6 protein-coding genes and 1 pseudogene are annotated in these 12,120 nt (G+C 41.8%); 2 read left to right on the forward strand and 5 right to left on the reverse strand.

What is annotated here, in order from left to right; translation table 11 throughout:
- The 4 genes and pseudogenes from KIM67_RS12070 to KIM67_RS12085 form a co-directional block, all read right to left on the reverse strand.
- Nucleotides 1–2,849 (reverse strand): annotated as a pseudogene (locus KIM67_RS12070) (hypothetical protein); the annotation flags it as partial.
- Between the two features lie 282 nt (nt 2,850–3,131).
- Nucleotides 3,132–5,093: an OmpA family protein gene (locus tag KIM67_RS12075; RefSeq protein ID WP_213831702.1), complete on the reverse strand. Its 1,962-nt coding sequence runs from the start codon at nt 5,091–5,093 to the stop codon at nt 3,132–3,134.
- 12 nt (nt 5,094–5,105) lie between these two features.
- Entirely contained in the window at nt 5,106–6,056 is a 951-nt protein-coding gene (locus KIM67_RS12080) for a type IX secretion system membrane protein PorP/SprF (RefSeq protein ID WP_213831704.1), read from the reverse strand.
- Nucleotides 6,057–6,070: 14 nt separating this feature from the next.
- A complete protein-coding gene (locus KIM67_RS12085; protein ID WP_213831705.1) occupies nt 6,071–9,154 on the reverse strand; it encodes a gliding motility-associated C-terminal domain-containing protein in 3,084 nt (1,027 codons plus the stop codon).
- A 402-nt stretch (nt 9,155–9,556) separates the two neighbouring features.
- On the opposite strand from KIM67_RS12085, the gene KIM67_RS12090 reads away from it, so the two are divergent.
- Both KIM67_RS12090 and KIM67_RS12095 read left to right on the forward strand, forming a co-directional pair.
- The gene (locus KIM67_RS12090) at nt 9,557–11,146 is read left to right on the forward strand and encodes a peptide chain release factor 3 (protein WP_213831707.1); all 1,590 of its coding nucleotides are present in this window, start codon (nt 9,557–9,559) and stop codon (nt 11,144–11,146) included.
- Between the two features lie 109 nt (nt 11,147–11,255).
- On the forward strand, nt 11,256–11,693 hold the full coding sequence (locus KIM67_RS12095; protein WP_213831709.1) for a hypothetical protein: 438 nt from the start codon (nt 11,256–11,258) through the stop codon (nt 11,691–11,693).
- Nucleotides 11,694–11,789: 96 nt separating this feature from the next.
- On the opposite strand, the gene KIM67_RS12100 is transcribed toward KIM67_RS12095, so the two are convergent.
- Nucleotides 11,790–12,101: a DUF3467 domain-containing protein gene (locus tag KIM67_RS12100; RefSeq protein ID WP_112378858.1), complete on the reverse strand. Its 312-nt coding sequence runs from the start codon at nt 12,099–12,101 to the stop codon at nt 11,790–11,792.
- Nucleotides 12,102–12,120: the final 19 nt, after the last annotated feature.

Consider the following 12,120-nt stretch of genomic DNA (forward strand, 5'->3'; position numbering starts at 1 on the left):
ACTATGTCGCCGCTCGCGCTGCAGTTGTCCGATCCGTCCGTTACAACGCTCACGTTGGGCAGCGGTACGTCGCCGATGCACTCCACAACGATGTCCGATGGGTCGCTCGCCGTAGGGTCCGTCGTGTCGTCGACTATGATATTTTGGGTCACGGTGATGCTGTTCCCGGCCTCGTCCGTAACGCTATAGGTCCTTGTAATCGTTCCCGGGTTGCTCCCCGTAAGTCCGCTGTCGCTCACGAAGGCAACCACTATGTCGCCGCTCGCGCTGCAGTTGTCCGATCCGTCCGTTACAACGCTCACGTTGGGCAGCGGTACGTCGCCGATACATTCAACGGTGATGTCCGATGGGTCGCTCGCCGTAGGGTCCTGTGTGTCATTAATTGTTATTGTCTGTTCGACATCGATGCTGTTTCCAGCAGCATCCGTTACACGGTAGGTACGTGTGATCACGTTTCCCACCGTGGAATCGCTTATGAAGGCGACAGTAGGACTTGCAGTACAGTTATCGGACTCGCCCGTAACAAGATCGGTGTCCGGGGTAGGGACGTCCGCAGCACACTCAACCGTTATCGCAGTTGGATTACTTGCCGTTGGGTCGGTCGTGTCATTAACCGTTATCGTCTGTTCAACATCGATGCTGTTGCCTGAAGTGTCGGTAACACGGTAGGTACGTGTTATGATCTCGGGGTTGCTGTTACCGTCGCTAACATCGCTTACGAAGGTGACTGTCGGGCTCGAAGTACAGTTGTCCGCCTCATCCATAACCAAATCAGTGTCCGGAGAAGGGACGTCCGCAGCACACTCAACCACAATCGCAGTTGGATTACTCGCCGTTGGGTCGGTCGTATCAGCTACGGTAATCGTTCTTGTAAAAATAGTGCTAGTATTTCCCGCTCCATCAGTAGCTTGGTATGAAATAACCCTTGTATAATCATTTGGGTTTCCTCCAGAAGTGGTAACATCATTCACAATAGTCACATTTGCTCCACAATTGTCTGAAGCGACTGGAAAAGGAAAAGGTTGTGTTCCACAGAATAGTTGGATTCCATCAGAAGATGGAGCAAAACCAAAATTCACTCCAGACCACTCTATACTACCCCCTATACCGCTAAATGGTGCTACAGAATTCGTTCCTTGAAATACATGATTAAAGGTTCCATTACCATTATCCTCTTCGACATAGGTAAACAAAGATTGATTACTTAGTTGTGTTTCGTCTATTTGGTAGTTTGCATTGGTTATTCTCGCTTCCCAATAATCTACAGTCGACCCAGTACTATTTTGTACTCCAAAACCCCAGGAAAACTGGGCTTCATTAAAAAATGTGGTAGATAAATCAGTACAGCTTGGTAATTCAGGAACATCATCGGCACATTGGTAAGAAACATCCAATGAGCCTACTGGTGTTGTCCATGTTGGCGCTATATTATCTATATCTATAGTAGTAACCGCAGTAACATTAATTACGGGGTCCCCTGTTGTTCCTCCGTATTCCACAACATAGCCTTGTGGCCGGTAGGCTCCACCACCGCCTTGATCTCTTAAATCGTTCCAAGAACCAGGTCCTCCTGTACCTCTAACTACAGATGGGTCTGTTATGTGTGCATAATCTTCATTTCCTGATTGGTTTGGTTCCCCACCATTCCAATATGCAAAGTTAAATGGTGGTGTTGTGCTACCTGATGCAGTACCACTCCAAAATGGGGTTCCAGCTTCTGGTCCGGTAACCCAACGCCAATCCCCTTCAGTAGCCGCATCGCTCGCCCCAATCCATCCAACGCCTTGGGCCTGAGACCCAGAAAAATCCGCTTCTTCTTGTGAGGTCAATGTAGCTAGGTATCCTTGTAGACCATAGTATGTTCGTAATGCAGCAGCATCCCTAGCATCGGTCCATCTTATGCCTACGTCTGACACATACTCATAATAATGTCCTGTTGCTGGTAAAAAATTGGTGTCTCCGACGGTTATTGAAAAACTTCTGCTTCCTGAAGGGTTAGTTCCGCTAGTGGAAAACTGTACTGCGCTTACGGCTGATTCAAAAGCTGTGAGCGTTGCTGGTCCGGTAAGCGTTAATTTGCCTTCAACGGTACTCCATGATGCAATAATACTGGGATGGGTACCGGTAAGTGTCAATAAATCTTCCCCATTAATGTATCCCGAAGAAATTTGCACCGAAACTTCGTCTGCAGTGGTATCATCCGAATCGGTAATACTAATTGTTTCCACAACAGAAATTGGTGTACCTGGACAAAAATCCTGATCTCCCGTAGCATTAATGACCGGAGGGTCATTACTTGCTCCAGGTGCTGTTCCCTGTACTAAAATATTGTCAATCTCGTAAAGCTCGTTGCCCCCAGTATTATACATAGTAATCCTAAATTCCAAAGTATTTCCGGGTAAACCTGAAACACTATATGAAGGCTGTATAGGTTCTGAAGGTGATGTGTCCCCTGAAGTATTTTCAATTTCAACATAGCTTCCTCCATCGATTCGATACTGAATTCTAAAAACATCCTGTCCTGAATCCAATGTTCCCCCAGAACCTGCATCCAAACTGAATGACACGTTTATAAAACCAGATATATTTATTGTACCTGTAGTCCAATAAGCAGTAGTATTGTCAGTATTTTGACCTCTTAAAACTTGAGATCCACCAGAAGTCTGAACGTTAACATCCGTATCGTTAGTCGACCATGAGGCTGTACTAGTTCCGGTACCATTCCCTGTTTGGGTTCCATTGGTATAACTTTCAAAGTCTTCTGACCATATTGTAGTTTGTCCTGAGGCCATCAACCATCCCAGGAACAAAATGAAAAAAAATACATTTTTCTTATTGAGGTTTTCCATGTATTGGGGCAAATTTGAAAATAGACGTATGTAATCGACGTCTTCTAAAACTCAATAAATGTATGTTGGATAGTTTGGGAGAACCAAAAAATGTTGTCTAAGACTGCGTTTGGTCTAGTGAAATTAGAGAATAATGCTGTATGTTTTCGGATTTATCCCAAAAAATGTTAAAAAAAAGACATTTTTATCGATAAGAGCTCTAAAACAGAATTCTCCGAAAGGGCAAGAAATATATCAACCCTTACGAGAAATTGTGAAATTGATTAAAATTGAACTTGAATCCTACTCGAAAATAATAAATTCTGACCTACGATTAAGCTGATGTTTTTCTTTGGAGCAAGGCGTTCCATTTGCGCACTCATTGACCAACTTTGTCTCACCATACCCTTCTCCTTCCAATCTGTCTGCAGAAATTCCTTTTGAAATCATGTAAGCCACGGTAGATTCCGCTCTTTTTTGTGACAACCAAAGGTTATAAGCATCATTCCCCCTGCTGTCCGTATGGGAGTTAACCTTTATTTTAAGGCTTGGATATTTTTCCATCGCCACGATAACTTTCTGAATCTCTATTTCTGCATCTGGGCGAATTGCATATTTATTTAAATCAAAATAAATAGTACTTAATTGCAATAACTTGGCCAAATCATCTCCAAAACCACCTGTTACAATATCACGCTCCAAGTAAAAATCAACAATCCTAGGTTTACCATAGGATTTATTCAAAAATTCTTCTGCTGGAACATAACCATCCCTAGAAGCTCTAACAAAGTTTCCTTTTGCACAATCCAATCCCAAAACATAGTTTCCTTTTGAATCGGTTATGGTCGATGATACTTCATTGTTTTCCTCATCTATAATCTTTACCGTAGCTCCGACGAGAATTTCATTAGATATTCGGTCTCTTACCGTACCGGTTACATCTTGCAAACAGTCAAGTACTAACGGTTCATTTTCTGTAAATTGATAAATATCATCCTCTCCAAGACCTCCTACTCTGTTGGATGAGAAATACCCTTCTTTACTTTGATCATCAATAATAAAGGCGAAATCGTCATACGGGCCATTTATAGATTTACCTACATTTACTACGGGTTCATCAAAATTTCCAAAGGTAATTTTGGTAGCAAAAACATCCAATCCCCCTAGTCCCTGGTGTCCATCTGACGAAAAGTATAGTATTCCATCTTTTGAGATGAATGGAAAAGTCTCCCGAGCTCTGGTATTTATATTCTTTCCTAAATTAACTATTGGGCCATAGGTACCATCACCAATAATCTCAGTCATAAAAATATCCGATTCACCCAATGCCCCTGGCATATCTGAAACAAAATATAATCTTTTTTCATCTGGACTCAATACTGGATGAGCTACTGAATATGAATCATTGTTAAACGGAAGTTCCAAAACATTTGTCCATTCGCCATCAATCAACTCGGCACTATAAATTTTTAAACGGATAACTCCATTCTGGTCTTTGTATTTTTTTCCATCCAAGAAATTATTTCTTGTAAAATACATTGTTGTGCCATCTTTGGAAATTACAGATGTAGACTCATGAAGCCTTGTATTTACATCCCCTTCTAACTTCACAACTGTATTGTTGGAAACACTGTCCGCATTCACTTTGTACAAATCCAAGAAATCCTTGGAATTCCATGTATGTCTATAGCGAGCTAAGTTTCCAGTATCTCTATCTGATGAAAAAATAAGTCCTTGTTCATAGAAAGATGCTGCAAAGTCAGAGTATTTACTATTATATTCAAATGGTTTGACACTGTATCTTCCTGAATTCTTTTCGATTGTAGCGAGATAATCGTCATCAAATACATCTCCATCTTCCGTATCTGATGTCATTTCTTTGAACTGCTGCATCATTTGTGAAGCATCTTCATATTTACCTACAGTCTTTAAACTTTGGGCATACCTGAAGTAATAATCCGGTTCCGTTTTTTTGGGATATGTTTCAATCAATTTTTTGTAGACGTTGGAGGCTTCTTCGTACTTCGCATTGAAATAATATGAATTTCCCAATCGCTTTAACAAATCAATTGAAACAAAACCTTTATCAAGTACTTTTTTATAAATGTCTATGGCCGGACTGAACGAATATTCGTTATACCGCTCATCTGCACGAGCTTTAATTCTTGCCTGCTGTTTATCGGGAGTCTGTTCCTCTTGGGCAAATAATGTATTTGCCGTATATCCTGAAAAAACAATAAGTAATAGAAGTATTCTTTTTAGCATATTATACTTGAATTAAAAGAATCTAGGCGATACAGTTTTTTGAAATGCCTTTAATAACTCCAGTCTCAAAAAAATCTCAAAAGAACCATCATTAAATTGAGTTCCTCCAAGCTCGGTAGTTTCACGGTCATAGGCCAATCCTATCATTACTTGGTCAGTGACCTGAAAACCGGCCAACGCACTTATAGCCGCATCAAATCTATACGCTGCTCCGAAGCTAAATTTCTCAGCATAAAGAAAATTTGCCGAAAGGTCTACTTGTAATGGTGCTCCTCCAACTGCTTTTGTCAATAGTGCAGGTTTAAATTTTAAATCAGAGTTCAAGTCAAAAACGTAACCTGTTATAAAATAAAAGTTGATTCGCTCCGTTGCAAGAAAGCTAACCGACTCTGGATCACTTTCCGCATTATCAAAATATTCCGTTTCTAAAACATTAGGTGCAGATACGCCCGCATAGAATTTATCGCTATGATAGTAAATCCCTAATCCGAAATTGGGAGAAAATTGATTGTCTATGTTATCTTGATTTACAACTTCTTGATCAAAATTTCGAAGGCCATTAAAGTCAAGATTAAGCATATTTCCTCCTGCTTTTAGTCCAAAGGACAATTTTGCATCTAAAGAAACATCTATAGTGTATGAAAGCACAGCATCCAAATAAGTCTCTTGAACTACCCCATCACCAATGTTATCATTGACAATGGAAACGCCATACCCCAATCTACTATTACGAATTGGTGAATGCAGGTTGAACGTAAAGGTTTCAGGTGCGCCATCCAAGCCCACCCATTGGGAACGATATAGGCCTGCAAAACTCAGTTGTCCTCTAGATCCAGCATAAGCAGGATTAACACTTAATGTGTTGAACATATACTGTGTATACTGAGCATCTTGTTGAGCTGTAAGACTCTGAAATGCAATTCCAATAAATACAAACGAAATTAAAAAATGCTTTTTAATCATCCTTCTTTACTATGTTATCTGCTTATATATATATACTCTGAATCTGTAAAACTTCCCTCATCCGTTTCGTAGTCAAATATATAAAAATATATACCTGCGGGGAGATAATCATTTACACTCAAGGTGGACCTTCCTCTTGAGCGACCGTCAAAAACGTTGTTTACATTATCATAATCATTTCCTTCGTAAACTGCTATGCCCCAACGATTAAATATTCTAAGTGTGCTTGATTTAATACTTCTTACGCCGCGTATAAACAGGAAATCATTCTTTAGATCACCGTTTGGTGTCAACATTTGGTTTATAACCACTTCTTCATCTCCTGGTGGTTCTGGATCTTCAATCGGGTCAAGGTAGTTGGGAGTCCCGTCACCGTCCGTATCGTCGTTCGTAGGGTCGCCATCGCCGTCAACGTCCTCGTCCGGCGTGTCTATGCCGTCACCGTCATCGTCGAAGTCGCGGTAGTTCACGTCCTCCGTACCGTCCGTGTCGGGAAGGTCGTTCGCAGGGTCGTCGATCTCGTCGTTAACGTCGTAGCCGTCGTTCACATCGCTCCCCTCGTAACCGTCGTCAAGCCCGTCATTATCGCTGTCTGTCCCTGTGTAGGTCTGATCAGGGATACCATCAAAGTTGAAGTCGTTACCCTCATTGTTGTCGGGGACCAGATCGTTGTCGCTGTCATCGTCAAGATAATCCGGCTCGTCCTCACCGTCCGTGTTCTCGGGCGTAAGACCGTCGATATAGGCACTATTCACACCCTGGTTGGCAGCGTACGTAGCTGCATCGTCATCGTTCGGCGGGATATAACCGTTGGTCGGCTGTGCCTCCACATTGTCCGGGATGCCGTCATCGTCGCTGTCGATGTCCAAGTGGTCGGGACGGCCATCACCGTCACTGTCCAATGGGTTCGTCAAGGGGTCGTTGTCGTTATCCAGGTTAGGGTCCTCAACACTGTCGAGTATCCCGTCGTTGTCGTCGTCAAGATCAACCACATCGGGAATACCATCACCATCGGTATCCGTTCCATCGCCGTTCGGGTCAAGATAATCCGGCGTTCCGTCTCCATCGGTATCGTCGTTCGTAGGGTCGCCATCGCCGTCAACATCCTCGTCCGGCGTATCGATACCATCGCCGTCATCGTCAAAGTCCCGGTAGTTCACGTCCTCCGTACCATCCGTGTCGGGAAGGTCGTTCGCAGGGTCGTCGATCTCGTCGTTCACATCGTAGCTATCATTCACATCGCTGCCCTCGTACCCATCGTCAAGGCCGTCGTTATCCGTGTCAATTCCCGTATAGGTCTGGTCAGGGATTCCGTCGAAGTTGAAGTCGTTCCCCTCATTGTTGTCCATCACCAAATCATTATCGCTATCGTCGTCTAGGTAGTCCGGCTCATCATCACCGTCCGTGTTCTCGGGCGTAAGACCGCCGATGTAGGCACTATTCACACCCTGGTTGGCAGCGTACGTAGCTGCATCGTCATCGTTCGGCGGGATATAACCGTTGGTCGGCTGTGCCTCCACATTGTCCGGGATGCCGTCATCGTCGCTGTCGATGTCCAAGTGGTCGGGACGGCCATCACCGTCACTGTCCAATGGGTTCGTCAAGGGGTCGTTGTCGTTATCCAGGTTAGGGTCCTCAACACTGTCGAGTATCCCGTCGTTGTCGTCGTCAAGATCAACCACATCGGGAACACCATCACCATCGGTATCCGTTCCATCGCCGTTCGGGTCAAGATAATCCGGCGTTCCGTCTCCATCGGTATCGTCGTTCGTAGGGTCGCCATCGCCGTCAACGTCCTCGTCCGGCGTATCGATACCATCGCCGTCATCGTCAAAGTCCCGGTAGTTCACGTCCTCCGTACCATCCGTGTCGGGAAGGTCGTTCGCAGGGTCGTCGATCTCGTCGTTAACGTCGTAGCCGTCGTTCACATTGCTCCCCTCGTAACCGTCGTCAAGCCCGTCATTATCGCTGTCTGTCCCTGTGTAGGTCTGATCAGGGATACCATCAAAGTTGAAGTCGTTACCCTCATTGTTGTCGGGGACCAGATCGTTGTCGCTGTCATCGTCCAGATAGTCCGGCTTGTCCTCACCGTCCGTATTCTCGGGATTTATTCCTTCATCACCGCTTCCTTCATAAGCGTTATCCAAACCATCTTTATCATCGTCTTTTCCGCTTGGAGGAATGTAACCAGCAGTAGACTGTCCTTCAACATTATCTGGAATACCATCATCATCGCTATCGATATCCCTGAAATTTGGTAAAGGGTCATTATCACTATTGATTGGAGTTATTCCTTCTCCACCACCTGGATGGGATTCGTAATGATCATCTAAACCGTTTTTATCCTTGTCCATTCCACAAGGTGCTTGAAAATGGTCAGGGTCTTGTGCTTCCACATTATCAATTATTCCATCATTATCAGAGTCTATATCACGGAAGTCCGGATAATGGTCACCATCAGTATCTATGGGAATTATCCCTTCTCCACCACCAGGGCAGCTCTCATAATGATCATCTAAACCATTTTTATCCTTATCCACTCCGCAAGGTGCTAGATAATCTGTGGTAGTTTGAGCTTCTACATTATCCAGAATTCCGTCATTATCAGAATCTATATCCAAATAATCTGGAACATGGTCATAATCAGTATCAATTGGAACCAATCCTCCACAACTGCCAGGGGTTTCTTCATAAGCATCATCCAGTCCATTACCATCCATGTCTTTTCCTGACTTGGCAATGTAACCATAAGTCGTTTGTGCTTCTACATTATCTAAAATTCCATCATTATCGGAGTCAATGTCCAAATAATCTGGAACCCCGTCCCCATCCGTGTCCGTTGGGTTGGTCCAATAACAATTATCCCCATCTTCATTTTTATCTTCTACAGTGTTGATAATTCCATCACCATCGATATCGATGTCCTTGTCATCTGGAACACCATCGCCATCTGTATCTTTCTTTTTAGATTCTTCGACATTAACATTGTCTGGAATCCCAGTAAACGAAGTGATTGTTATGTAAAGTGTAAGTCCAGTAACTAAAAAAAGACTGTATAAAACCTTTTTCTTAAGATTTAAGAAAGTAATTTTTTCCATAAATGAAAGTTTTGGTCAACTATTCACCATGGCCTGTAGTTCTCGTAAATGTATAAGAAAATGGGGCTTTTCTTACTTGTTCTATTGTGTTCGTGTTTTAAAAAACCTGCGAACGTCATTTGGTGGCATAATTAAAACAATTTCAAAGATTGAGCTATTTTAATCGACAAAAGGTTCATTCTTGGTTATTATTTACCACTTATAATGATACGTTCCTAATCCAAAAAAAGATTATTCAACAACAAAATTTAATTTTTAAACGGAAATGAAAATTACAACGCTTTTTCAATTTCACTACTTCTTTTTTACTCTTTTTATCTTACTGATATTAACAACTCCTTATGATGATGTAAATCCATTTATAAAGAGATAATTACACTATTTTTGCCCAAATTTTTGTAGATGGATTTTGTAAAGGAAATTTCAAGACGTAGGACTTTCGGCATTATTTCTCACCCAGATGCGGGTAAGACAACACTAACTGAAAAACTACTTTTGTTCGGTGGTGCGATTCAAGAAGCTGGAGCTGTAAAAAATAATAAAATAAAAAAATCAGCAACCAGTGATTTTATGGAGATAGAGCGCCAAAGGGGCATTTCCGTGGCCACATCTGTTTTGGCCTTTATTTATAATGATAAGAAAATCAATATATTAGATACTCCTGGGCATAAGGATTTTGCTGAAGATACTTTTCGGACCTTGACCGCTGTCGATAGTGTAATCGTAGTGATCGATGTTGCCAAAGGTGTTGAGGAACAGACCGAAAAATTGGTTGAGGTCTGTAGGATGCGAAACATTCCAATGATAGTTTTCATCAATAAGTTGGATAGGGAAGGAAAAGATGCCTTTGATTTATTGGACGAAGTAGAGCAAAAATTAGGGCTATCCGTAACTCCACTCAGCTTCCCTATCGGTATGGGATATGACTTTAAGGGCATCTACAATATCTATGAAAAAAACATCAACTTGTTCAGTGGCAATAGCAAGAAAAATATAGAAGAAACGATTGCTTTTACCGACATTGAAAGTACCGAACTTGAAAATATTATTGGCGAATCGGCAGCTCAGGAACTTAGAGACAATCTGCAATTAGTGGATGGCGTTTATCCTAAATTTGATAAGGATTCCTATTTAAAAGGAGAACAGCAACCTGTTTTTTTTGGATCTGCCCTCAATAATTTTGGTGTAAGGGAATTACTTGACTGCTTTGTGGAAATTGCGCCTGACCCCAGACCAAAAATGTCCGAAGAGCGCATGGTAAAGGCAGACGAGAAAGATTTTTCTGGTTTTGTTTTTAAAATCCATGCGAATATGGACCCCAAGCATCGTGATAGACTGGCGTTTGTAAAAATAGTATCTGGTACTTTTGAACGCAACAAACCTTATTTGCATGTGAGACATGGCAAAAAATTAAAGTTTTCCAGTCCAAATGCATTTTTCGCAGAGAAGAAAGAAATCGTAGATATTTCCTATCCTGGAGATATTGTTGGCCTGCACGATACGGGAAATTTTAAAATTGGTGACACGCTTACCAGTGGGGAACAATTGAACTACAAGGGCATTCCCAGTTTTTCCCCTGAGCATTTTAGATATATCAATAATGCGGACCCCATGAAAGCCAAGCAGTTGTACAAAGGAATCGACCAACTAATGGACGAAGGTGTGGCCCAGCTTTTTACTTTAGAGTTGAATGGCAGAAAAGTAATCGGTACTGTTGGTGCACTACAATACGAAGTTATTCAATACCGGTTGGAACATGAGTACGGTGCAAAATGCACTTATGAAAATTTTCCTGTACACAAAGCTTGTTGGGTAGAAGCTGAAGACCCTTCAAATGATGAGTTTAAAGAGTTTAAAAGGGTAAAACAGAAGTTTCTGGCCACGGATAAACAAGGCCAATTGGTATTTTTGGCAGACTCGCAATTTTCATTGCAGATGACACAACAAAAATATCCTACGGTGAAGCTTCATTTTACTTCGGAGTTCGCGTAATCGCTCCAATTAATACAGCATTCTTCGTGGTACTGCATAAATATAAGAACGCGCAAGAAACTCTTTTTTTTTGTAAATTACTGTTTAATAACCAATTAATTTACAAATTATGACAACTGAAGTAACTAACAAACCGCCTATATGGTTTTGGGTGGTCGCTGTCATTGCTCTACTCTGGAATTTGATGGGTGTAACCGCTTATATAGGTGATGCATTTACCACTGTTGAACAATTGGAGCAAATGACCCAAGAACAACGCGAACTATTTGAAATGAGACCAGCATGGGTAACCGCAGCGTTTGCAACAGCCGTTTTCGCAGGGGCAATTGGAAGTATTGCACTTTTGATTCGTAAAAAATGGGCAACGCCCTTATTTGTGATTTCCTTACTTGCGGCTATTGCACAGTTTATTTACAATTCTTTTCTAACGAACATGATAGAGGTCATGGGAACCCAGGCAATCGTATTTCCCGTTCTAATTCTGGGGTTTGGCATTTACCTAATCTTTTTTTCAAAAAAAGGACATACCAAGGGCTGGTTACGGTAAGTACAAAGTCACTCGAAAATAAGTTAGCATAATTTTACTTACTTAAAAGTGATAACCAAAATAAAAAACCCTGACAGTATTTGTCAGGGTTTTTGTTTATGCTTCTCCCGTAGGTCCAAAATTTAAAGGAATAGGAGGTTGCTCATAATCCTTTATGGTGCCATGGGCTTTCTCAAATCTAGTCACATTATCGTTTAATGCCTTCAAGAATTTCTTGGCATGCTGTGGCGTTAGTACAATTCTACTTTTAACCTTTGCCTTTGGGGCTCCGGGCATCATACTTATAAAATCCACTACAAATTCCGATACTGAATGGTTGATGATTGCAAGGTTGGAATATATTCCTTCTGCAGTTTTTTCATCCAATTCTATATTTATCTGTTTCTGGTTTTGATTTTTATCAGCCATTATTTTTCCTATAATTTTA

The organism is Flagellimonas sp. 389, from assembly GCF_018449435.1.
GTDB lineage: Bacteria > Bacteroidota > Bacteroidia > Flavobacteriales > Flavobacteriaceae > Flagellimonas.